Here is a 22,128-nt window from a genome sequence, read left to right on the forward strand (position 1 = left end):
TTTCTTCTCCTACAAATTTTCAATTATTTTTTTTACTACCCCTAAAGGATCACTAGATTTATATATAGGACGACCTACTACTATAAAATCACTGTTTTCTTTTTTTGCAACTTCTAGTGTTGCAACTCTTTGCTGATCATCACTACTTTCACTAAAAGGTCTAATTCCTGGAGTCAGTGTAATGAAGTTTTTATCTGTATTGCTTTTTATCAACTTTGATTCATACACAGAGCTAACAACTCCATTTAACCCACTCTCATAAGCATCTTTAGCGAACTCTATCGCTTTTTCTTCTATATTTACTCCATAAATCTTGTAAAAGCTATCTTCATCGAAACTTGTAAGTGCAGTTACCGCTAAAACTAAAGGAGGATTCTTTAAACTGCTTAATCTTTGCATTACCATACTCATAGCTTTTTTACCACTAGAAGCATGTACATTAAACATATCAACACCCAAAGAAGCAACTGACTCAGCTGCATCAGCCATCGTATTTGGTATATCATATATCTTAAGGTCCAAAAAAATTTTAAATTGAGGGTTTATATCTTTTAATTCCTTCAAAAGATTTTCACCATCTCTTATAAAAGACCTTAATCCAACTTTTAACCAAATATCTTCGTTTTTTAAGACTTTTGCTAAATCCAAATTGTCCTTAGCTGTTGGTAAGTCTAGGGCAACACAAAGTTTCACTACTTAATTTCCTTTACTTTTTTTAATAGCGTCTAAAACACCATTTATAAACTTTGGACTTGTATCATTGCATAGTTTTTTAGCTAACTCAATTGCTTCATTAATCACAACTGCATCATCTAAATCACTATATAAAATCTCATAAGTTCCAAGCCTCAAAATAGCTCTTTCAACATTTCCAATTTCTTCTAAATTCCACTCTTTTAGATAAGTATTTATCGTTTCATCAATCTTGTCAATATGAGTTTTGATTCCACCATAGAGTTCTTTTGCAAACTCTAACTGCTTATTTCTGATTTTCTTTTCTTCAAAAATATCATCAACAAATTTATCTATACCATCATTTCCAATATCACTTGCGTACAAAAGCCCAATGATACTTTCTCTTACTTGAAATCTTGTTGCCAATTATAATTCCTTATATAAACTTATCATCTCAATTAGACCTGTCATTACTTCAAAGCCTTTGTTTCCTGCTTTGCTTCCAGCTCTCTCAATCGCTTGTTCGATTGTATCTGTTGTTAAAACTCCAAAAGTTACTGGTTTTGCATACTTCAAAGTAACATTTGCTATTCCTTTTGTAGCTTCAGCCGAAACATAATCAAAATGAGGTGTACTTCCTCTTATAACAGCTCCAACACAACATACTGCATCATACTTTCCACTAGCAAGTGCTTTATCTAGTGCAAAAGGGATTTCAAAAGCACCTGGAACTAAAATCAAATCCAAGTTTTTTTCATCTCCACCATGTCTTAAAAAAGCATCTCTTGCACCTTCTACTAATCTATCTGTTATGATGTGATTAAATCTAGCATTTATTATCGCTACCTTTTCACTTCCATCTAACGCTAATTTTCCTTCTATTATATTCATTTTCATCCTTTTATTTAAATTATATAAAGCAGTAATACACCAAATAATATCCTATAAACTCCAAAACTTACAAATGTAAATTTCTCCAAAAATTTCAAAAACAGTTTTATTGTCAAGTATGCAACTACAAAAGAAGTAGCAAACCCAACCAATAAAACTACAAGATTTTCATCCATAAACTCTTTGTAATGCTTAAGTATATCATATCCACTCACTGTAAGCATAACTGGAAATGCTAATAAAAAGCTAAATTCAGCACTTGCTTTTCTATCTAGCCCTACTAAAAGTCCCCCTATGATGGTTGAGCCTGCTCTACTAGTCCCTGGAATCAAAGCAAATATTTGAGCTAAGCCAATCCACAAGCTTTGCATATATGTAACATCTTCAACATCTTTTACGCTATGCTCTTTTGGTTTGTAAAATTTTTCTACTATTAAAAAAACAATACCTCCAACTATGAACATAATAGCGACTATCTGTACTGAAAAAAGCTCTTTAATTTGATGTCTAAATACAAAACCAACTGCTGCTAGTGGGAGGTATGCTATAAAAAGTTTTTTCCACAGTTCAACTTTTTTAAAACTAAATTTTTCTTTATAGCACAACACAACTGCTAGTATTGCAGAGAGCTGGATGATGACTTCAAACGCTTTAGTTGCAGAAGTTTGGCTAAGTCCTAAAAAATCAGATACAACTATCATATGCCCCGTTGAAGAGATAGGCAAAAACTCACTAAATCCTTCAACAATACCTAAAATAACGGCTTGAAAAATATCCATTATATTAAGCCTTTAGTGCATCTTGGATTTTAAAAATATCACTGATTGCCTTGTCTAAATCTTCTAAATTTAACATATTTGGACCATCGCAAAGTGCTTCACATGGGTTTGTATGAGTTTCAAAAAAGAATCCATCAACCCCAACAGCAGCAGCTGCTCTTGAAAGTGGTGCTACAAATTCTCTTTTCCCTCCGCTACTTCCTCCAGCCATTCCTGGCATTTGCACAGAGTGAGTAGCATCAAAAATCACTGGTGCAAACTCTCTCATAATCAAAAAACTTCTTGTATCAACAACCAAGTTTCCATACCCAAAAGTACTACCTCTCTCAGTTAGCCAAACGCCATTTTCTTTTGCAACACTAAACCCATCTTCTTTTATGCCTCTTGTTTCTAAAACTTTTTTTACTGAGTACTTCATATCAGCTGGGTTTAAAAACTGTCCTTTTTTGATGTTTACAACAGCATCTGTTTTAGCTGAAGCTACTAAAAGGTCTGTTTGCCTACACAAAAACGCTGGTATTTGAATCACATCAGCAACTTCGCCAATGCTTTTTGCCTGATAGCTCTCATGAATATCAGTTAAAATTTTAAATCCAAACTCTTTTTTTACCTCATCTAAAAGCTTTAAACCTTCTTCTAAACCTGGTCCTCTAAAACTATCTAGACTTGTTCTGTTTGCCTTATCAAAACTTGATTTAAAATAAAACTCAATTCTGTCATCTTCATTGTATTTTACTAATTTTTTTGCTACATCAAAAAGTAATTCTCTACTTTCTATCGAGCAAGGTCCTGCTATAAGTATCAATTTTTCTCCTTTGCGACAAGTATGCCACCAATTATTACCAAGATTATACCAAAAGCTCCCAAAAAGTCAGGTAAAGAATCTCCAAGTATCACTCCAATCACTAAAGAAAAAAGTATATTTGCGTAACTTACAGCCCCTACAATCCCTGCTTTTGTAACTCCATACGCCTTTGTCATATAAATTTGAGCTATAGTTGCGCTAGCTCCAAGACCTAAGATAAAAATCCACATCTTAAGATCAGGAACCACAAAAGTAGCCTTCAAAAACTCTACATGTAGAAAATCATTAAAAGTGATAAGCAATATCGGACCAATAGTACCAGTAAGCATAAAAGATAAAACTATGACTCTAGTGTCATAATACTTTTTCAACTCTTTTACACTTGTATAAGCCAAAGCCGCACCAATACCACTAAAAAGCCCCAAAACATCAGTCAAATCAAGTCTAAGTCCATTTGGCTTCATGATAAAAACAATCCCCGTAAATCCAATAATCAAAGCTATGATTTCTTTTGCTCCTAGCTTTTCTTTTAAAAACCAAAATGCAAGAAGTGCTGTGAACATAGGTGAAGTTCTAGAAAATGTCATAGCATCCGCTAAAGAAATATGAGCTATATTGTAAAAAAATGCAACCAAAGCACTAAAGCCCATCAGCCCTCTAAAAAACAGCAAAAAAGGCTTGCCACCAACTTGACTAACTGGCATCTTAAAAAATGAAATAGAGATGATAACAACCCCAATAAGATTTCTAAACAACACAACCTCAAGCGAATCCATGTACAAACTAAGCTCTTTTGCAATCGCCCCCATGATAGCAAAACAAAAAGAAGCAAAAAGCATATACCAAACACCAATATTTATATTTCTCATCTAAAAATCCAGTGGTGATTTTAAAGTGGTTTTATTTATATCTCTTACAACGTGAGTATAAATCATAGTCGTTGATATATCTTTGTGTCCTAATAGCTCTTGTATCGTTCTTATATCAAAACCAGCTTGGAGTAAATGCGTTGCATAAGAATGCCTAAAAGTATGAGCCGAAACTTTTTTAGGAATTTTTGCTTTATTGGTAGCTACCTTAATGTTTCTACCAAATGTTTTATCAAGTATATGAAATCTTATCATTTTTCCACTTCTTGGATCTTTAGAGATGTTTTTCATAGGGAAAAGATATTGCCATTTAAACTCTTTATTTGCATTTGGATACTTTTTTTCCAGGCCATTTGGAAGATTAACATAACCAAAACCACTACTTAAATCTTCTTGGTGAATTCTTTCTACTTCATCAATCTGCATTTTGAGCTCTTCTTTTAAAGTTTTTGGAAGCGGAACAATTCTATCTTTTTGAGATTTACTATCCCATATATAAATATTTTCAAATCCAAAATCAATATCTTTGACTCTGAGCCTTAAAAGTTCATTCATCCTAAGCCCACAACCATACATAAGAGCAAGCATAAGTTTATATACCCCATTCATATAAAATATAACTCTTTTAACTTCCTCTTTAGTAAGAACAATCGGTAAATGTTCTTTTCTCTTTGCTCTTAAAGCCTGTATATTCCACTCTTTAGTATCAATATATAAAATTTCTTTATATAAAAAAAGTATTGCATTAAAAGCTTGATTTTGCGTAGTAGCAGAAACATTCTTTTGGACTGCAAGATAAGTTAAAAACTCTTCAATCTCTTTTTTACCCATATCAACAGGGTGTTTTTTACTATGATATAAAATATACTCTTTATTCCAATAAACATAAGTTTTTTCAGTGGCTCTACTATAGCCTTTTTGGATAATTTTATCTCTTAATTTATCAAGTAATTTTTTCTCTTTTTGCATATAACCTCTCAAATATAAATGTCTTTTTATCACAAAATTATAGTTAATTTTCTATTATATAAATATTAATAACCAATATATCAATGAATTATTAAATATTACTAATTGATTGTATATTAAGATTCATTTAGTTAATATTTTGTTTATACAATAAATAGTTAGTCACTAAAGGAAAATAATAATCTTGGATTTACAGAACATACTTTTAAGAAAACTGGATTCTCTTTTAAATCCACAATTCGATAAAAAAATCATTTGGGCATTATTGACATTTGGTTTTTTACTAATTGGTTATAAAAACTTGATTAACTTCATTACTTCATTCGAATTCCAATATAAAGAATTGTTTTTAAAACTATCAATAGAAAATGAAACAGATATATTTCTGAAAATTGTCGGAATCATATTTGTACTAATCGCATGCATATTTTACTATTTAGTATTTATTAAAAATAGAGACAACACGAAGTATAAAACATTAAAAGAGGCAAGCTGTTCTATTAAAAAATTGTTAGATGAGAACAAAAGAATTTTTAAGACTCAAGGGCCAAACTCATCTGCAACTAGCGTAGATGACCTAAGAAATACAGCCCAATTATCTGTATGGAATGAAACTAAAGCCGAAAAAATCGTTCCGAATAATGAAAAAATTTATTCAATACTTGCAAAGATAGAAGCATACAAAGAGAGTGAAGTTAGTTTAGTTGAAGATATGAAAAATCATATTGAAGCTTTTAAAAACCATGTGTTACATGCAGATGTTGATTATTCAAAACACCAATTTCCAATTAAATTTTCAATTTTGATTACAAAATATTGCAATAATGGCCTTTTGGCGGATAAGTACCTTGAGAAATACACGTCATGGATAAATGAATATATTGTGTCTAATCAAATCGCATATATACAGAACAAATACATTTTTGGCAGTGCTCTTTATGACAAAAAACCACATGACATAGATGTTTTGTTGTTTATAAATACTTCGAGTAGTACCGAATTGTTAAGTACATCAGAATTGTTGAAACAAATGGAAAAAAATTTTAAGACTGACTTCGACAAAAGTCTGCACTTAACAGTGTTCTCATTGAGAGAAGAAGAATGCTTGTATGATTTCAAAAATAGATTATTAGACACCAAAGAGTTTTAAAATGGGAAAAGATTTACATTACACAATTTTGCCGTACTTAGAAAACGCTTTAGCAAAACATGTGATGGTTGATAGTTTTGAAAAAATAGAAACTGATGAACACATATTTTACAAAATTGAAAGGGATGGAAAATCTGATTTGACAATATGGGTTAGTGATGCATACAGATTTAACATTCATGACTACTCTATGAGACCTCAAGAGATAGATTTTATATATCTTGCAAAGCCTGAAAGTGACTACAACAAGGATGAAGTTGTTGAGATGGCATACAACGATGGAATTAATATTGGAAAGTTTAGTGCTTTAATGGGTATTTTATATCAAAGAAACATTAGAGACTATATACCACCTGAACGAAGAGAAGATGACTAACAAAACAGTGGAGCTAATAAATTACCCTGCGGGCAATTTATTAGCTCATTTCAAACGTTATGATAATATTCAGGAAAGATAGTTAAATGTTCAAATATAAATATAATCAACTTTTTCAGCCAACAATAGATGCTTTGCAACAGTTAGGTGGTTCTGGATCAATAAGTGAAATTGAAGAAAAAGTTATTGAAATTCTAAATCTAACTGATGAAGAAATAAATGATATTCACAAAGAAAATACAACAAAACTAACATACAGGTTGGCTTGGGCTAGAACATATTTGAAAAAATATGGTTTAATTGAGAACTCATCAAGAGGTATTTGGGCTTTAACTGAAAAAGGATTAAAAACTCAAAACATTAATGATGAAGAGATCAGAAGATTTGTAGTAAATGAATCAAAAAATAATGATGACAAAGATATGCCTGATGATGAAGAAAATATAACCATCAATAATGAAATTTCAAAATTATCATGGAAAGAAGAGTTGCTTAATATAGTCAAACAAATGGAACCACAAGCTTTTGAAAGGTTGTGTCAAAGACTACTAAGAGAACTTGGGTTTATAAATGTAGAAGTTACACAATATAGTAATGATGGTGGAATTGATGGGAAAGGTGTTATTAGGCTTGGCGGTGTCATGTCTTTTCATGTTGTATTTCAGGCGAAGCGATATAAAGACAGTGTTAGTGCTCCTGTAGTTAGGGACTTTCGAGGTGCAATGATTGGTAGAGCTGATAAAGGACTTATTATCACAACAGGAACATTTACAAGGGAAGCAAAAAAAGAAGCTCAAAGAGATGGTGCACCACCAATTGACTTAATAGATGGAAACGATTTTGCAGAAAAATTAAAAGATTTAAAATTAGGTGTTAATGTTGAACTTGTAGAAACTGTAAATATCAAAAAAGAGTGGTTTGACAGTTTTTAAGTCATAACAAAACCTTGGAAAGAAATATTTGACCCTGCGGCTCAAATATTTCTCAACTCAACCGTTATACAAAGGAAAAGTTAAGATGAAATACATATCCGTAATGATTTTATTTTCATTATCAATCTTAAAGGCAGATATTTCTTCATATCAACTTGAAGAATTAGTTGGATGGACAATTGTAGAAGTTAAAACAATTGAGGGATTTAAAGAACCTAACCAACCTAAGCAAGATGGGTTTGAAGGTTGCAATGGTGATACTGTTGTGTACTTTACAGATGGAACTGCTGCAAAGTGTATTAGCCTTGGATTACAATTGGAATTAATGCCAAAAGCTATAATTTTTGGCATGCAAACGACTTATAAAGGCAAAAAAATGATAATGTACAAAATGATAGTTAAAAATAATACCTACGATATATATTTTTAAACTTTATAATTAGGAGACACCAAAATGGATTTAACAACAATATCGACTGCATTAAGTAGTTTAAAAACTGCTTATGATATTTCAAAAATAATAAGTGATAGTTCCACTTCATTAGAAGAAGCAGAAATTAAATTAAAATTATCAGAATTAATCAGTGCAATAGCTGATACAAAAAGTCAAATCTCTGATATAAAACTTGAATTAATAGATAAAAATGAAAAAATTCAAGAACTAGAAAGTGCTTTGCAAGTTCAAAATGAGTTAGAATTTGAACAACCATACTATTGGAAACTTACTGGTGACTCCAAAGATGGTCCTTATTGTCAAAAATGCTACGATGATAATAAAAAGTTGATTAGACTTCAAGATGAAAAATATGGAAGCTGGAGATGTATGGTTTGTGAATCTTATTTTAGAGATAAAAACTATAAAGATGAAGGTTTTGAAAATAATGAGAGTGCTTACAATTCATATGTATAACAAATCATTGGAGAGAAATATTTGACCCTGCGGCTCAAATATTTCTCAATTCAGTCGTTAGCTTACAAAAGGATATGATATGAAACAAAAAGTTTTTTTAATTACAGGATTTCAAAATTGGGGTAAAAGTTTCATTATTAAAGAACTATTTAATGGTAGAGAAAGATTTTATAAAAATAAACTTTATAAACTATGTGATAAAAAATTTTGTGTTCAGTCACAATCAAATGATGACTGGGGAGAAACTGGCTATATTAATGCAGTAAACAGTAGATTAAAAAAATTAGGCTCTAATCCAGATTATATTATTAGTGCATTTTGTCCAACAAAAGAACCATCAAATGATTCAATAAGAATAATTAAAAATTTATATCAAAACGCAGATATATATTTGATTGCACTGGAACATAAATGGTGTCTACATGCACAATTAAATATAAATGAACTCACAAAATATTATTCAAATATACATAATTTACAAATAATCACTATTAATGAAAAAGATCCAAAGAAAAAAACTCAAGCAGTAGAAAAAAAAATATGTAGCTTAGTCTAAAAGCTAACAAAACTTTGGAGAGAAATATTTGACCCTGCGGCTCAAATATTTCTCAACTCAAACGTTATGTGTAAAAAGGATATTTAAGTGAATAGAGCCTATTACTCAAATAAAATAAATGATTTCTTAAATGAATCAGAAGATAGTATTTTGGGTAAATTAACTTTAAAACATACCAATAGAACACTAGAAGATTTACAAATCAATGCATGGCGTAAGCAAATTGAGATTTTAAAGGATCAATTACAAGAATTTCAAGGAAAAGTTTACTTCGAATTTGCCATTCCAAGAATGGGGAAAAGAGTAGATAATATTGTTATCATTAATGATACAGCTTTTATTATTGAATTTAAAGTAGGTAGTGATAAATATGAAAAACATGCGATCGAACAGGTTATTGACTACACGATTGACTTAAAAAATTTTCATGAAGGAAGCCATCAAATAAAACTCGTACCTGTTTTAATAGCAACCAATGCGACTCCAATTTATGAAGAATCTATTAAAGATATTATCGCATACAAGAGTGCTGCAACAGCCAATCAGTATAATCTAAAAGATATCATAGAATCTTTTATTGATAGTATGAAAGAATCGATAAATATCGATGATTGGGAAAACTCTATTTATAAACCTACCCCAACCATTGTGGAAGCTGCACAGGCTCTATATAAAGGGCATAATGTTAAAGAAATAACAAGATCGGATGCAGGAGCAATCAATCTATCAAAAACTGCAAATTGCATAAACTCAATAATAGAACATTCCAAAACAAGAAAGCAAAAATCAATCTGTTTTGTCACAGGAGTGCCTGGTGCAGGAAAAACATTAGCAGGGTTAAATATTGCTGTTGAACGTATGAAGGCAGATAAAGACGAACATGCTGTATTTTTGTCTGGAAATGGTCCATTGGTTGATGTCTTGAGAGAAGCGTTAACGAGAGATGAAGTCGCCACAGCTAAAGAATCTGGAGAAAGATTAAGCAAAAAAGAAGCTGCCATTAAAGCCAATGCATTTATCCAAAATATCCATCATTTTAGAGATGATAATTTGCAATCAATTAAAGCTCCTATTGAAAAAGTTGTAGTTTTTGATGAAGCTCAAAGAGCGTGGACAAAAGATCAAGTAAGTTCTTTCATGAGACGCAAAAGAGATATAGAAGATTTCGATATGTCAGAACCAGAATTTCTTATTGACGTCATGAATAGACATACAGATTGGTGCACCATTGTTTGTTTAATCGGTGGAGGGCAAGAGATTAATACTGGTGAAGCAGGATTAGAGGAGTGGATAGAATCACTAAAAAATCATTTTCATGATTGGGGTATTCATTTTTCAAATTTAATTTTAGAGAGTGATAATTATCTAAAATCTAATGAAACAAAAGAGTGGCTAAAGACACATGGAACAAGTGAGGTTTCATTGCACTTAGCAGTTTCAGTGAGATCTTTTAGGTCTGAAAAACTTTCCGAATTTGTTCATGAATTATTAAATATCAACTCTGACAGTGCAAAAGAGATATATCAAGAAATTAAAAATCAATATCCTATTGTTTTAACTAGAGATATTGAACGAGCCAAAGAATGGTTAAGAAAACAAGCAAAAGGCAGTGAACGTATAGGATTGATTGCTTCATCTGGAGCAAGAAGATTAAGACCTTTTGGCATTGATGTCAAAAATGAAATTTCTGCACCTAATTGGTTTTTAAATGATAAAACAGATATTCGTTCATCATATTTTTTAGAAGATGTGGCAACTGAATTTGACATACAAGGGCTTGAAATTGATTGGGCATGTGTAGCATGGGGGGCAAATTTTTATATGGATGGCCATAACTGGAAATATCAAAATTTTAAGGGAACTAAATGGCAAAATATTAATCAGGAAATTGATAAAGAATACCTTAAGAATACATATAGAGTTTTATTGACAAGATCAAGACAAGGAATGATAATTTATATTCCAAAAGGTAACAAAAATGACCATACAAGGCCTAGTAAGTTTTATGACGAAACTTTTAAATATTTAAAAGAAATTGGTATTGAAGAATTAAAAACAAACACATAACAATTTATTGGAGAGAAATATTTGACCCTAACGGCTCAAATATTTCTCAACTCAGTCGTTATGTCAACATTGGAGGACAACATTAAAGCAACAGATATCCCTTTCGTAAGTCACATCGGAATTAAAGATGAAAACAATGAACTATCATTAGATTTCAAAGAAGATGTATTAAATCATATTAAAACTATTCACGCAAGTGCTCAATTTACTTTAGCAGAAACACAAAGTGGTCTTCATCTGCAAAAACTATTTCCAGAGCTTGAAGGAAAAGTAATACCAGTTTTGAGAGATGCTCAGATAAAATATAAAAAACCTGCTCAAGAAAAAATTATTGCTTTTTCATCATCAGATGAAGAAGCTATTGAAAAATTCAAAGCTCAGTTTGAGAAAAAAGGCAGAGGTTCACTCCAAATTAATATAGAAGTTAAAGATATAAATGATGTGTTAACTAGTCAAGCAACTTTTACTTGGTTTATTCAAGCACTCTAAAGACATAACAAGTACTTGGAGACCAATAATTTACCCTAGCGGGAAAATTATTGCTCACGACAGTCGTTATCTTTAAAATATCACATCTTGACAAAGCGTACGATATTTAGTACAATGTAGAAAACATGTTAAAGGGTTAGTTATGACAAAAGTTATGTCGGTAAGTCAGGTAAGAGCTGATATTTACAATATAATTGATGAAACAGCACAGACGCATGAGCCGGTGCTTATTACTGGGAAAAGAAACAATGTGGTTATGCTTTCACAAGAAGATTGGAATGCAATAGAAGAAACGTTATATTTAAATTCTATACCAAATATGGCTTCTTCAATTCAAGAATCAATGAATGCAGATGACAGTGAGTTTAGTGAAGATATTGAATGGTAGAGTATAAAATTCTTTATAGTAAGTTAGCATTAAAAGATGCCAAAAAATTAACAAGTGCCAATTTAGATAAAAAAGCTAAAGAGCTTATTGAAATTATAAGAAAAGACCCATTTAAAAATCCACCTCCTTATGAAAAATTGGTAGGAAACTTAAATGGTTCCTATTCGAGAAGAATAAATATTCAACATAGACTGGTTTATGAAGTAAGGGAAAATGAAAAGAAAGTAAGAATCTCTAGAATGTGGTCGCATTATGGAGAGTAAGGGCAAATGATAAAAAAGCAAACAAGAGACTTAATACTAGATGTAACATTTTCTATAATTTATCAACATGGGTACAATGCCACAGGAATTTCTACAATTCTAAAAGAATGTAACATCCCAAAAGGTTCTTTATATCATTATTTTAAATCAAAAAAAGAGTTAGTACTCACCATGATAAAAGAAAGATTATCTCCAAAAATGGATATGCTTTTTTTACTTGAGAATGATGACACAAAAAGCTCAATTGATTTAATCATTGAAACAATAGAAAAAATATCAAATAATGAAAATTTAGTAAAGTATAATTGCCCGTTAAATAGATTAAATATAGAGTTATCAAACTCAGATAAAGATTTTGAAAAAGAATTAAATAATATATTTGTAAACATACAAAGCAGAATAAATGTACTACTTGATAAATCAATTAAAAACAAGGAAATCAAACAAACTGATATAAATTCACTATCCGAGTTTATCATTACATCTACTTGGGGAGCATTATCTTTGAGTTCAAATCAATCTTCGCAAAAAAGATTTAATAACAATATAAATCACCTGAAACAATATCTAAAATCATTAAAAACAGACTAGACCGTTCAGTCTATTTTAAGCAAAAGTATTTTAATATTCTTTAAACAGACCAATTGGTCCAATTAAAGGATAAAATATGTTTATTAAAATTAACAATCAAGAACAATCTAGAGAATTAGAAGAGATTAACTCAAAAATAAAAAAAATGTTTGGTAGTGTACCACCAAATTTTGAATTACTTGGAAATATTGATGTAAATATCTTAAAAGATTTCTTATTATATGTCTTTAAACTTATAAATCACAAAACAATCAATCCTGATTATTTTGGATTTCTAAGATTATTTATTGCAAATCAAGAAGGTTTTAAATATTGCATTGGATTTAATACACAACTACTTCAAAATAGAAACTATGATCTTGAAGTTATAAATAGTTCAAAATCAGATTTGTCACAAATACCATTTGATGATAAGCATAAATTATTGGCTGTCAAAAGTATAAAAGCGATATTTGACAGCAAAAATTTTAATAAAAGTGATTTTAATGAACTTTATCACATAGGCTGGAGTGATAAAGATATATTTGATTCTATTGAACATGCTGGTTTTATGTTACGAAATGGTAGAATTTTAACAGCATACACAATAAAAAGATAACAAATCAGTGGAGCCAATAAATTACCCTGTGGGCAATTCATCGGCTCATTTTAAACGTCAAAAGAAGTATCTTAGCCAAAATATTTTCACAACAATTGGTTAAAATAAAAAACATAATATTAGGTAAATGCAATGAAAACAATCGGATTATTGGGTGGAATGAGTTGGGAATCTAGTTTGTTATATTATAAGATTATCAACGAACATACAAATGCTTTGTTGGGCAATCAAAACAATGCAAAGTCTATCTTATTTACAGTAAATTTTGAAGAGATAGAAAAACTACAACATCAAAATCGTTGGGATGAAGCTGGAAAAATACTTATAGATGCTTGTTTGTCTTTGCAAAATGCTGGGGCTGATTTTATTGTGATATGTACAAATACGATGCATAAACTCTTACCTCAAATTCAAAAATTTATAAAAATACCCTTTTTGCACATTGCTAAGGCAACTGCTAATGAAATAAAAAAATGTAAAATCAAAAATGTTTTACTACTTGGTACTAAATTTACAATGACAGAAAATTTTTACAAGCAAATATTGATAGATGAAGATATAAATGTATCTATACCAAGTAAAGAAGATATAGACATAATCCACAAAATCATATATGATGAATTATGTTTAGGTAAAATTTCTAAAGAATCAAAAAAAATCTATCTTGACATTATCAATAAACACAAATCTGTACAAGGTGTGATTTTAGGTTGCACTGAAATAGGACTTTTGATATCTCAAGAGGACTTAAAAATCAAAGTTTTTGATACAACACACATACATGCAATGCAAGCAGTAGAGTATGCCTTAGAAAAATAAAAAACTGTTTTATAGCTACTATAAAGAAATTTTTAAATATAATTGTACATAACTTTCTAACAAGGATTTTAAGTGCAAGAGTTACTAAATTATACTCTGTTTGATATAAAAGTTTTAGATATAATCATAGCTATTGGTATACTGTTTATTGCTTATTTTTTGAAAATTCAACTCAGCAAGATTATTATCAAAAGTATTAAACATTTTACATCAAAAACAGAAACCTTATTGGATGATAAATTACTAAAGATAATAGAGCCTCCTTTAGAACTTTCTATATTGATTATGGGATTTTATCTAGCTGAAATGTGGATAAATATAGCAGGATTTAAACAAATTGCATCAAACATAGAAAGAACTCTTGTTGTATTTACTATTTTTTGGGTGCTTTATCGTGCTGTAAATGAATTTTCTTTTATATTTACTAGTTTTTCAAGTAAATTTGGAAAAGAATTAAGTGATGATGTTTCAAATTTTATCATCAAATTTTTAAAAGTTATCATACTTGTTATTGGTGGTATGACTATCTTAGAGGGTTGGGGCATCAATGTTGGAGCATTTGTAGCTTCACTTGGTCTTGTTGGTATGGCATTTGCCCTTGCTGCTAAAGATACTGCTGCAAATCTTTTTGGTTCACTTGTTATATTTACTGATAAGCCATTTAAAAAAGGAGATTGGATTCTAACACCCGAGGTTGAAGGAACGATTGAGAGTATTGGGATAAGATCAACTAGAGTAAGAACTTTTGCACAAGCCTTAGTAAGTGTTCCAAACGCGGTTATTGCAAACTCAGCCATAACCAATTGGTCAAAGATGGGAAAAAGAAGAATCAAGATGAGATTAGGACTAACCTACTCTACAAACACTGAGCAACTTGAAAAAGTTTTAAGTGATATAAGAGAAATGCTTAAAAATCATCCTGATATTCACCCTGATGTTATTATGGTCTACTTTGATGAGTTTCAAGATAGTTCTTTGAGCCTATTTTGTTACTTCTTTACAAAAACTACAAATTGGGCAGAGTATTTAAAAGTAAGAGAAAATGTAAACCTTAAAATCATGAAAATAGTTGAAGACAATGGTTGCTCTTTTGCATTTCCATCACAATCACTATATATTGAGAGTATGCCAAAAGAAAATGAGATGATTTAGTAAATTTTATTTACAATTGTGCTCTTTCCACATTTTTTCATGCCCCATATCTATAGCCCATTGAGGTGCAATACAATCGCCTTTACTGGTATGGGTTATCTCTTTTTTTTCGACATTGTTTGTTGTTAATGTATTTTTATATTTATAGTTGTTTAAATAAAAATAAATACCTAAAAACAGAACTAAAAACATTGATAAAAGTAATACTTTGAATTTATTGTCTTTTATAACTCCTGCTTCACAAACACCTCCAGGGCATTTTTCTAATTTGACATTTAATTTACTATAAAGTAAACATCCAAGACATATTCCAAAGGAAGATTCTAAAAAAAGTAAAATTAAACATACAACACATATTAGCAACCTTGCAGGGGCTACTAAATCTAAAATTATAAAATAAGCCATAATTAAACCTAAAACTACACCTAGTGTCCATGCAAATTTTTTAGGTTTTGCTTCTACCCAATTTGGCTCTTGATTTGAAACGATTAACGAGCCTAATAACATATATGGGGCATATTTTGGATTTACAAAAACTCTAATAAAAAATTCGATTATAAATGTGATAGAAAACAATTCAGCCCAAAATAAACTTCTTGTTAAAAAAACAGAAAATAAGCTGATTATCCCCAATAAAAACATTATCCCTGCACTTGCCCTTGCATCATTTTCATTTATAACTTTAAAATCATATTCAGCTACATTCTCACCAAAACTAAAAATTTTGCTCATTGTAAACCCTAGGTATTTTTTAACAATTTTATCTTATATTTTTAAATATAAAATTAACTAATACTCATATATTAAATTTTGATAAATCTAATAAAAATTTAAATATTTATATGATAAGATTTTCATATGAAAAATTAAACATATGAAGGAATTATCATGAAACAAACTTTTAAAGCAAAAAATATCAATTGCGAAAACTGTGCAAACCTCATCAAAGGTTCACTTGAAGATGATTTTGGAGAACTTGTTGTCAATTTAGATGTAGAACCAAAAGAAGTTACAGTAGAAATTGCAGATGACAATGCTAAAGCAAAGTTCAAAGAAGAAATGAGTGATTTAGGTTTTGAGGTTATTGATGAGTGAAAAACTCATTAGATCTTGTTGTGAAGATATAAGCTATATACCTGATATTTTAAAAATCATTCCTAATGATTCTGATATAGAAAATATCACTTGTATATTTAAGGCTCTAAGTGATCCTACTAGAGCCAAAATCCTCTTTGCCCTACTCAAGTATGAAATATGCGTAGGCGAAATGGTAAATCTACTACAAATCCCGCAATCTCATGTATCTCAACAACTAAGAGTTTTAAAAAAATACAACATAGTAACTTTTACAAAAGATAAAAAAATGTCATTTTATCGTATCATAAATGATGATGTAAAAAAGATACTTCAAATCATACTAGAAGGTAACAACAAATGCCAAAAGAAAAAATAAATCTAAATATATCAGGAATGACCTGTGTAAACTGTTCTAATGGTATCAAAAGAGTAGTTAATAAGCTTGATGGTGTAGAGAGTTCAACTGTAAACTTTGCATCAAACGCTGGAGAATTTGTTATAGATACCAGCAAGGTAGATAAAACAAAAATAATAGAAAAAATAAAAAAGCTAGGATATGGAGTAGTTGAGGATCTTGAAGCATTGGAAAAAGAGAAAGAAAAAAGCTACAAAAAACTAAAAAGCACCTTTTTCGTATCAGCTTTTTTTACTCTTTATATATTTATATTTATGTTTTTTCCTGTAAGCATTATAAAAAACGAATACATTTTACTAGGACTTGGAAGCGTTGTTCAATTTTATGTTGGTAAGAGATTTTACAATCTTGCCTTTAGTGCAATAAAACATAAAAACTATGATATGAATGTATTAGTAGCTCTTGGAACAAGTGCAGCTTATTTTTACTCTGCTTTTGTTGTACTTTTCCCAGATTTATTCCCACAAAATCTTAGATTTGTCTATTTTGATGGTGCGGCAGTGATAATCACATTTGTACTTTTGGGAAGACTTTTAGAAGAAAGAAGTAAAGCAAAAGCTACAAATTTTTTAAAAGCACTTATGGATTTAGCTCCAAATAAAGCAAATTTGGTAAAAAACCATGAAGTTACAGAAGTAAACGCAAAAGATCTACATGTAAAAGATATAGTACTTGTAAAACAAGGCGAAGTAATACCAGCTGATGGAGTTGTGATTGAAGGAACAGCTGAGATTGACACATCTATGATAACTGGCGAGCCAATGCCCAAAACAAAAACAATACAAGATGAGGTCATAGCCGGTACAATCAATCAAAATGGAATCATAAAAGTAGAAGTTAAAAAAGAGCCAAACGATACGAAATTATCTCAAATCATCTCTTTATTAAACGAAGCTCAAAACAAAAAAATGCCGATTGCTAGATTTGCAGATAAAGTTGCAAATATTTTTGTTCCAACTGTGATTGGGATCTCTATCTTAACTTTTATCATATGGGCATTTTTTGTAGGTGATTTAAAAAGTGCTATTTTAGCGTCGATCAGCGTACTTATAATATCTTGTCCATGTGCACTTGGACTTGCCACACCAATAGCAATAGTAAGTTCAGTTGGAAAAGGTGCCAAAGAAGGAATACTTATAAAAAACCCTGAAGTACTAGAAATCATAAGAGATATAAAATTTGCAATTTTTGATAAAACTGGAACTATTACAAAAGGTGAAATTGAAGTAGATAAAATGAATGTAGAAGATGAGTATCTTCCTCTTATTTGTTCAGCTGAAGTACAAAGTGAACACCCAATAAGCAAAGCTATAGTTACTTGGGCTAAGAAAAACAATATAAAAACAGATATAAAAATTGATGAGATAAAAATCGAGCCTGGTTTTGGGCTAATCGCTTATACTAAAGATAAAAAAATTGTAATTGGAAATATGGCTTTATTTGAAAAAGAAAATCTACATGTAGATAAAAACCAACAAGAGATTTTAGAAAAATTTCTAGATGATGGAAGTGGTGCAATACTAGCTGGAATTGATGATAAATGTGTAGGAGTAATATCTTTAAAAGATGGTATAAAAGATGATGCAAAAGAGATGATAACTCATCTAAAACAAAACCATATCACACCAATACTACTAACAGGAGACAATGAAATAACAGCAAAAAAAGTTGCATCTAAAATCGGAATTGATTTAGTTTATGCTGAAGTTTTACCAGATGAGAAATACAAGGTTATTAAAGATTTACAAAAAGAAGCAAAAGTCATGTTTGTTGGAGATGGCATAAACGATAGCATATCCATCAAACAAGCAGATATTGGCGTAGTCTTAGCAAGTGGCTCAGATATCACAAAAGACGCAGGAGATATAATCTTAGTAAATAACAAACTAAATGCTGTTAGTAAAAGTCTAAATCTTTCAATTAAAACCATGAAAACAATAAAACAAAATTTATTTTGGGCATTTTTTTACAACTCCATAGGCATACCAATAGCAGCTGGAATTTTATATCCATTTTTTGGAATCATGCTAAGTCCAATGTACGCAGGAATTGCTATGAGTTTTAGCTCTGTAACAGTTGTACTAAACTCTCTAAGGCTTAAGTTTTCAAAGCTATAAGTAAAAGTATGTTATAATCTATAGACTTCTTTATGACGAATATGAGTAAAGAAGTCTAATGCGAAGATACACTAGACAAAGGCAATTATGAAAACCATAGCGATTATAGGCTTACCAAATGTTGGTAAAAGCTCACTTTTTAATAGAATAGCAAAACAAAGAATAGCAATAACATCAGATTTTAGCGGTACAACAAGAGATGTAAAAGACCATGAAGTTTTGATAAATGATAAACCATGTGTCATATTAGATACAGGCGGACTTGATAATTCAAATGAACTGTTTGAAAATGTAAAAACAAAATCATTAGAAGCTGCAAACAAAGCAGATATTATTTTAATGATGGTTGATGGAAAGCTTCTTCCAAGTGATGAAGAAAAAAAGATTTTTTACTCGCTTCAAAGCTACAACAAACCAATAGCACTAGTAATCAATAAAATTGATAATGACAAAGAGATGGAAAGAGCTTGGGAGTTTAGTGAATTTGGAGCTGAAAATGTATTTGCTGTATCAGTTTCTCACAATAGAGGTGTAAATGCGCTTTTAAATTGGATTGAAGGTTTTTTACCTGAAATTGAAGTACAAAATGAACTTGAATTAGAAGATGATGAAGATATTGATTTAGAATCACTACTAGCTAGTGAAGATGAAGAAAAAGAAGAGATAGAAGAAGAATCAAACCAAATAAATATAGGAATTATTGGAAGAGTAAATGTCGGTAAAAGCTCTCTTTTAAATGCTTTAGTTGGAGAAGAAAGAGCTGTTGTTAGTAGCATTGCTGGAACTACAATAGACCCAGTTGATGAAGCCATAGAGTATGAAGATAAGATTTTAAACTTTGTTGATACTGCTGGGCTTAGAAGAAGGGGAAAAATCGAAGGGATTGAAAGATACGCTCTTTTAAGAACAAATTCTATGCTTGAAAATGCTGATATTGCACTTTTAGTTTTAGATGCTAGCGAGCCATTTCGCGAACTTGATGAGAGGATAGCAAGCTTAGCTGATAAAAACAATTTAGGTGTAATCATAGTATTAAACAAATGGGACAAGGCGTATGATAGTTATGAAAAAGTTGTTGATGAGATTAGATATAGATTTAAATTTTTATCTTATGCCCCTATTATAACAGTTTCAGCGCTTACAAAAAAAAGAGTTTATAAAATAAAAGATTTGATACTTCAAGTCTATAAAAACTACTCAAGTAGAATTCCTACATCAAAGTTAAATGAGTTATTTAAAGAAGCAACCATTAGACACCATATGCCAAGTGATGCTACTAAAGAGGTTAAAATCTACTTTGCAACACAATACGAAGTAAAACCTCCTAAAATTGTTTTAGTTATGAACAGACCAAAAGCACTTCACTTTAGCTATAAAAGATATTTGGTAAATAAACTAAGAGAAAGATTTGAGCTTGAAGGAACTCCAGTACTTTTATATGCAAGAAAAAAAGGTGAGAGGGATGAAGAATGATAAGAAAAAGCCAAATGCTTGGCTTTTTTAATTCTGCAAGGCAGAAGGGAAAAGTTAATGGCTAAGAACATCATTTTAATTGGATTTATGGGAGTTGGTAAAGGCACAATCGCAAGAGAACTTTCAAAACAAAGTGGTTTATTTGCCCTTGATACTGATGATTTGATAGAGAGTTTAGAAAATCGCAAAATCAAAACTATTTTTGAAGAAAATGGCGAAGAATATTTTAGAGAATTAGAGAAAAAAACTGCCATTTGGCTTGAGGGTTCAGTAAAAAAGAGCATAATTTCAACTGGAGGTGGCTTTTTTAAAGTTCCTAATTTAAATAAAATTGGAAAAGTCATATATCTAAACTCTAGTTTTGAAGCTATTTTAGAAAGACTAAAAAGTTCTCCCAATGCTGAAAAAAAATTGGCTAAGCGACCACTTTTAAAAGATTTAGAAAAAGCAAAAGCACTTTTTAAAGAAAGAACTTCACAATACAAAAATAAAGCTGACATCATTATACATGTAGAAAATAAAACTCCCAAAGAGATAGCTAAAGAGATTTTAAAAAAAGTCTAACACTAGTAAAAGTTTAAGTTTTATACCAAACTTTATCTCATTCTCAAAAATGCATCCTTGCATTTTTTCCGAGGCTTTGGACAATTTGTGCGTCCTTGCACAAGTAAATGTCCCAAGAACCGATAAAATTTGGTATAAAACTTAAACTTTAATTACTATAAATCACCATACTAACAGCGTTAGATAAGTATAGTTTGGGTATAATCTTTGCAAAAAACAAGAGGATTTTTATGAGAGTTTTAACAGGTATTCAGCCCTCAGGTGCCCTTCACCTTGGTAATTATTTTGGGGCAATAAAACAGATGAAAGATTTGCAAGATAGTAGTGATTTATTTATCTTTATAGCAAACTATCATGCGCTAACTAGCCTAAATGATGGAAAAGCTTTAAAAGAAAACACACTTGATGCTGCTATAAACTTCTTGGCACTTGGAATTGATCCAAATAAAACTACATTTTACGCTCAATCAGATGTAAAAGAGGTACTTGAGCTTTATTGGATTTTATCTAGTTATACTCCTATGGGACTGCTTGAAAGAGCTCATAGTTACAAAGATAAAGTTGCTAAAGGAATTGCAGCTAATCACTCTTTATTTTCTTATCCAGTTTTAATGGCAGCTGATATTCTTTTATATGATGCGAACATAATTCCTGTTGGGAAAGATCAAATCCAGCATGTTGAAATGACTAGAGATATAGCTCAAAAGTTTAACAATACTCATGGAGAAATTTTTACTATACCAGAATTTAGAGTTGATGAAAATGTAGCAACAGTTCCAGGTTTGGACGGTGCTAAGATGAGTAAGAGTTATGGCAACACTATAGATATATTTTGTACAGATAAACAACTTAAAAAAACAGTAGGAAAAATTATAACTGATTCAACTGCCCTTGAAGATCCAAAAGATTGGTCTACATGTAATGTCTTTGCTTTGGCAAAACTATTTTTAGATGAAGATGGGATAGATGAATTAAAAGCAAGATATGAAAAAGGTGGAGAGGGTTATGGCCACTTTAAAATGTATCTAAAAGAGCTTATTTGGGATTATTTTAGTGAGGCTAGAGAAAAACGAGAGTACTACCTAAATAACATAAATGAAGTGTACGATATACTAGATAACGGAGCAAATAAAGCTAAAAAAATAGCAAGTGAAAAAATGAAAATTATTAGAGATGCTGTTGGCATTTATAGATAAGGGAAAA

Annotated in this window: 28 protein-coding genes; 20 read left to right on the top strand and 8 right to left on the bottom strand. The window is 30.5% G+C overall.

The genetic code is table 11. The annotated features are described in order from the left end of the window. Positions 1-9: 9 nt before the first annotated feature. Genes pyrF through ACKGJI_RS08485 form a run of 7 tightly spaced genes read right to left on the bottom strand, consistent with a single transcriptional unit; the run spans position 10 to position 4,988 of the window. Positions 10-693: an orotidine-5'-phosphate decarboxylase gene (gene pyrF, locus ACKGJI_RS08455; protein WP_458699846.1), complete on the bottom strand. Its 684-nt coding sequence runs from the start codon at positions 691-693 to the stop codon at positions 10-12. 3 nt (positions 694-696) lie between these two features. After that, a complete protein-coding gene (gene nusB, locus ACKGJI_RS08460) occupies positions 697-1,101 on the bottom strand; it encodes a transcription antitermination factor NusB (protein WP_458699847.1) in 405 nt (134 codons plus the stop codon). Continuing rightward, positions 1,102-1,566: a 6,7-dimethyl-8-ribityllumazine synthase gene (ribH, locus tag ACKGJI_RS08465; protein ID WP_458699848.1), complete on the bottom strand. Its 465-nt coding sequence runs from the start codon at positions 1,564-1,566 to the stop codon at positions 1,102-1,104. 14 nt (positions 1,567-1,580) lie between these two features. Beyond that, positions 1,581-2,345 (bottom strand): undecaprenyl-diphosphate phosphatase, encoded by a 765-nt coding sequence (locus tag ACKGJI_RS08470; RefSeq protein ID WP_458699849.1) that lies wholly within the window; start codon positions 2,343-2,345, stop codon positions 1,581-1,583. Positions 2,346-2,349: 4 nt separating this feature from the next. Beyond that, the gene (gene kdsA, locus ACKGJI_RS08475; protein ID WP_458699850.1) at positions 2,350-3,150 is read right to left on the bottom strand and encodes a 3-deoxy-8-phosphooctulonate synthase; all 801 of its coding nucleotides are present in this window, start codon (positions 3,148-3,150) and stop codon (positions 2,350-2,352) included. Continuing rightward, positions 3,147-4,019 carry a DMT family transporter gene (locus ACKGJI_RS08480; RefSeq protein WP_458699851.1) on the bottom strand — a complete coding sequence of 291 codons (873 nt, stop codon included), beginning with the start codon at positions 4,017-4,019 and terminating at the stop codon, positions 3,147-3,149. Before ACKGJI_RS08480 ends, kdsA begins: the two co-directional genes overlap by 4 nt. Next, a complete protein-coding gene (locus ACKGJI_RS08485; protein WP_458699852.1) occupies positions 4,020-4,988 on the bottom strand; it encodes an integron integrase in 969 nt (322 codons plus the stop codon). Positions 4,989-5,172: 184 nt separating this feature from the next. Here ACKGJI_RS08485 and ACKGJI_RS08490 point away from each other — a divergent pair, with 184 nt between their 5' ends. The 14 genes from ACKGJI_RS08490 (at position 5,173) to ACKGJI_RS08555 (ending at position 15,279) form a co-directional block, all read left to right on the top strand. Next, on the top strand, positions 5,173-6,138 hold the full coding sequence (locus ACKGJI_RS08490; RefSeq protein ID WP_458699853.1) for a hypothetical protein: 966 nt from the start codon (positions 5,173-5,175) through the stop codon (positions 6,136-6,138). A 1-nt stretch (position 6,139) separates the two neighbouring features. Beyond that, positions 6,140-6,514: a hypothetical protein gene (locus ACKGJI_RS08495; RefSeq protein WP_458699854.1), complete on the top strand. Its 375-nt coding sequence runs from the start codon at positions 6,140-6,142 to the stop codon at positions 6,512-6,514. Positions 6,515-6,600: 86 nt separating this feature from the next. Next, positions 6,601-7,446: a restriction endonuclease gene (locus ACKGJI_RS08500; protein WP_458699855.1), complete on the top strand. Its 846-nt coding sequence runs from the start codon at positions 6,601-6,603 to the stop codon at positions 7,444-7,446. Positions 7,447-7,531: 85 nt separating this feature from the next. Further along, the gene (locus ACKGJI_RS08505) at positions 7,532-7,876 is read left to right on the top strand and encodes a hypothetical protein (RefSeq protein ID WP_458699856.1); all 345 of its coding nucleotides are present in this window, start codon (positions 7,532-7,534) and stop codon (positions 7,874-7,876) included. Positions 7,877-7,900: 24 nt separating this feature from the next. Further along, a complete protein-coding gene (locus ACKGJI_RS08510; protein ID WP_458699857.1) occupies positions 7,901-8,356 on the top strand; it encodes a hypothetical protein in 456 nt (151 codons plus the stop codon). A gap of 79 nt (positions 8,357-8,435) precedes the next feature. Further along, positions 8,436-8,912 (top strand): hypothetical protein, encoded by a 477-nt coding sequence (locus ACKGJI_RS08515; RefSeq protein ID WP_458699859.1) that lies wholly within the window; start codon positions 8,436-8,438, stop codon positions 8,910-8,912. An 87-nt stretch (positions 8,913-8,999) separates the two neighbouring features. Next, positions 9,000-10,979 (top strand): DUF2075 domain-containing protein, encoded by a 1,980-nt coding sequence (locus tag ACKGJI_RS08520; protein WP_458699860.1) that lies wholly within the window; start codon positions 9,000-9,002, stop codon positions 10,977-10,979. A gap of 60 nt (positions 10,980-11,039) precedes the next feature. Beyond that, positions 11,040-11,468: a PaaI family thioesterase gene (locus ACKGJI_RS08525; protein WP_458699861.1), complete on the top strand. Its 429-nt coding sequence runs from the start codon at positions 11,040-11,042 to the stop codon at positions 11,466-11,468. Positions 11,469-11,622: 154 nt separating this feature from the next. Continuing rightward, a complete protein-coding gene (locus ACKGJI_RS08530; protein WP_458699862.1) occupies positions 11,623-11,856 on the top strand; it encodes a type II toxin-antitoxin system Phd/YefM family antitoxin in 234 nt (77 codons plus the stop codon). Continuing rightward, the gene (locus ACKGJI_RS08535) at positions 11,850-12,119 is read left to right on the top strand and encodes a Txe/YoeB family addiction module toxin (protein ID WP_458699863.1); all 270 of its coding nucleotides are present in this window, start codon (positions 11,850-11,852) and stop codon (positions 12,117-12,119) included. The genes ACKGJI_RS08530 and ACKGJI_RS08535 overlap by 7 nt, the downstream gene beginning before the upstream one ends. A gap of 6 nt (positions 12,120-12,125) precedes the next feature. Next, positions 12,126-12,710: a TetR/AcrR family transcriptional regulator gene (locus ACKGJI_RS08540; protein ID WP_458699864.1), complete on the top strand. Its 585-nt coding sequence runs from the start codon at positions 12,126-12,128 to the stop codon at positions 12,708-12,710. Between the two features lie 76 nt (positions 12,711-12,786). Then, complete coding sequence (locus ACKGJI_RS08545) at positions 12,787-13,308, top strand: hypothetical protein (protein WP_458699865.1); 522 nt, start codon at positions 12,787-12,789, stop codon at positions 13,306-13,308. Positions 13,309-13,440: 132 nt separating this feature from the next. After that, on the top strand, positions 13,441-14,127 hold the full coding sequence (locus tag ACKGJI_RS08550) for an aspartate/glutamate racemase family protein (RefSeq protein WP_458699866.1): 687 nt from the start codon (positions 13,441-13,443) through the stop codon (positions 14,125-14,127). Positions 14,128-14,199: 72 nt separating this feature from the next. Beyond that, entirely contained in the window at positions 14,200-15,279 is a 1,080-nt protein-coding gene (locus tag ACKGJI_RS08555; protein WP_458699867.1) for a mechanosensitive ion channel family protein, read from the top strand. Positions 15,280-15,285: 6 nt separating this feature from the next. Here ACKGJI_RS08555 and ACKGJI_RS08560 read toward each other — a convergent pair whose 3' ends face one another. Then, on the bottom strand, positions 15,286-16,011 hold the full coding sequence (locus ACKGJI_RS08560) for a DUF4395 domain-containing protein (protein ID WP_458699868.1): 726 nt from the start codon (positions 16,009-16,011) through the stop codon (positions 15,286-15,288). Between the two features lie 156 nt (positions 16,012-16,167). Here ACKGJI_RS08560 and ACKGJI_RS08565 point away from each other — a divergent pair, with 156 nt between their 5' ends. From ACKGJI_RS08565 to trpS, 6 genes are all read left to right on the top strand, one after another. Beyond that, complete coding sequence (locus ACKGJI_RS08565; RefSeq protein WP_458699869.1) at positions 16,168-16,374, top strand: heavy-metal-associated domain-containing protein; 207 nt, start codon at positions 16,168-16,170, stop codon at positions 16,372-16,374. Further along, positions 16,367-16,732: an ArsR/SmtB family transcription factor gene (locus ACKGJI_RS08570; RefSeq protein ID WP_458699870.1), complete on the top strand. Its 366-nt coding sequence runs from the start codon at positions 16,367-16,369 to the stop codon at positions 16,730-16,732. The genes ACKGJI_RS08565 and ACKGJI_RS08570 overlap by 8 nt, the downstream gene beginning before the upstream one ends. Beyond that, on the top strand, positions 16,714-18,888 hold the full coding sequence (locus tag ACKGJI_RS08575) for a heavy metal translocating P-type ATPase (protein WP_458699871.1): 2,175 nt from the start codon (positions 16,714-16,716) through the stop codon (positions 18,886-18,888). The genes ACKGJI_RS08570 and ACKGJI_RS08575 overlap by 19 nt, the downstream gene beginning before the upstream one ends. Before the next feature lie 87 nt (positions 18,889-18,975). Continuing rightward, a complete protein-coding gene (gene der, locus ACKGJI_RS08580) occupies positions 18,976-20,361 on the top strand; it encodes a ribosome biogenesis GTPase Der (protein ID WP_458699872.1) in 1,386 nt (461 codons plus the stop codon). A gap of 57 nt (positions 20,362-20,418) precedes the next feature. Continuing rightward, positions 20,419-20,925, top strand: a complete 507-nt coding sequence (locus ACKGJI_RS08585; protein ID WP_458699873.1) for a shikimate kinase — start codon at positions 20,419-20,421, stop codon at positions 20,923-20,925. A gap of 230 nt (positions 20,926-21,155) precedes the next feature. Further along, positions 21,156-22,121: a tryptophan--tRNA ligase gene (gene trpS / locus ACKGJI_RS08590; RefSeq protein ID WP_458699874.1), complete on the top strand. Its 966-nt coding sequence runs from the start codon at positions 21,156-21,158 to the stop codon at positions 22,119-22,121. Positions 22,122-22,128 lie beyond the last annotated feature (7 nt).

It is taken from the genome of Sulfurospirillum sp. 1307 (assembly GCF_054408545.1).

What these genes read in the sequence shown, in the direction of transcription:
- ribH (WP_458699848.1), bottom strand. Translation starts at nt 1,566, where the DNA reads ATGAATATAATAGAAGGAAAATTAGCGTTAGATGGAAGTGAAAAGGTA.
- ACKGJI_RS08470 (WP_458699849.1), bottom strand. Translation starts at nt 2,345, where the DNA reads ATGGATATTTTTCAAGCCGTTATTTTAGGTATTGTTGAAGGATTTAGT.
- ACKGJI_RS08480 (WP_458699851.1), bottom strand. Translation starts at nt 4,019, where the DNA reads ATGAGAAATATAAATATTGGTGTTTGGTATATGCTTTTTGCTTCTTTT.
- ACKGJI_RS08485 (WP_458699852.1), bottom strand. Translation starts at nt 4,988, where the DNA reads ATGCAAAAAGAGAAAAAATTACTTGATAAATTAAGAGATAAAATTATC.
- ACKGJI_RS08495 (WP_458699854.1), top strand. Translation starts at nt 6,140, where the DNA reads ATGGGAAAAGATTTACATTACACAATTTTGCCGTACTTAGAAAACGCT.
- ACKGJI_RS08500 (WP_458699855.1), top strand. Translation starts at nt 6,601, where the DNA reads ATGTTCAAATATAAATATAATCAACTTTTTCAGCCAACAATAGATGCT.
- ACKGJI_RS08505 (WP_458699856.1), top strand. Translation starts at nt 7,532, where the DNA reads ATGAAATACATATCCGTAATGATTTTATTTTCATTATCAATCTTAAAG.
- ACKGJI_RS08510 (WP_458699857.1), top strand. Translation starts at nt 7,901, where the DNA reads ATGGATTTAACAACAATATCGACTGCATTAAGTAGTTTAAAAACTGCT.
- ACKGJI_RS08515 (WP_458699859.1), top strand. Translation starts at nt 8,436, where the DNA reads ATGAAACAAAAAGTTTTTTTAATTACAGGATTTCAAAATTGGGGTAAA.
- ACKGJI_RS08525 (WP_458699861.1), top strand. Translation starts at nt 11,040, where the DNA reads ATGTCAACATTGGAGGACAACATTAAAGCAACAGATATCCCTTTCGTA.
- ACKGJI_RS08530 (WP_458699862.1), top strand. Translation starts at nt 11,623, where the DNA reads ATGTCGGTAAGTCAGGTAAGAGCTGATATTTACAATATAATTGATGAA.
- ACKGJI_RS08535 (WP_458699863.1), top strand. Translation starts at nt 11,850, where the DNA reads ATGGTAGAGTATAAAATTCTTTATAGTAAGTTAGCATTAAAAGATGCC.
- ACKGJI_RS08540 (WP_458699864.1), top strand. Translation starts at nt 12,126, where the DNA reads ATGATAAAAAAGCAAACAAGAGACTTAATACTAGATGTAACATTTTCT.
- ACKGJI_RS08545 (WP_458699865.1), top strand. Translation starts at nt 12,787, where the DNA reads ATGTTTATTAAAATTAACAATCAAGAACAATCTAGAGAATTAGAAGAG.
- ACKGJI_RS08550 (WP_458699866.1), top strand. Translation starts at nt 13,441, where the DNA reads ATGAAAACAATCGGATTATTGGGTGGAATGAGTTGGGAATCTAGTTTG.
- ACKGJI_RS08560 (WP_458699868.1), bottom strand. Translation starts at nt 16,011, where the DNA reads ATGAGCAAAATTTTTAGTTTTGGTGAGAATGTAGCTGAATATGATTTT.
- ACKGJI_RS08565 (WP_458699869.1), top strand. Translation starts at nt 16,168, where the DNA reads ATGAAACAAACTTTTAAAGCAAAAAATATCAATTGCGAAAACTGTGCA.
- ACKGJI_RS08570 (WP_458699870.1), top strand. Translation starts at nt 16,367, where the DNA reads ATGAGTGAAAAACTCATTAGATCTTGTTGTGAAGATATAAGCTATATA.
- ACKGJI_RS08575 (WP_458699871.1), top strand. Translation starts at nt 16,714, where the DNA reads ATGCCAAAAGAAAAAATAAATCTAAATATATCAGGAATGACCTGTGTA.
- der (WP_458699872.1), top strand. Translation starts at nt 18,976, where the DNA reads ATGAAAACCATAGCGATTATAGGCTTACCAAATGTTGGTAAAAGCTCA.
- ACKGJI_RS08585 (WP_458699873.1), top strand. Translation starts at nt 20,419, where the DNA reads ATGGCTAAGAACATCATTTTAATTGGATTTATGGGAGTTGGTAAAGGC.
- trpS (WP_458699874.1), top strand. Translation starts at nt 21,156, where the DNA reads ATGAGAGTTTTAACAGGTATTCAGCCCTCAGGTGCCCTTCACCTTGGT.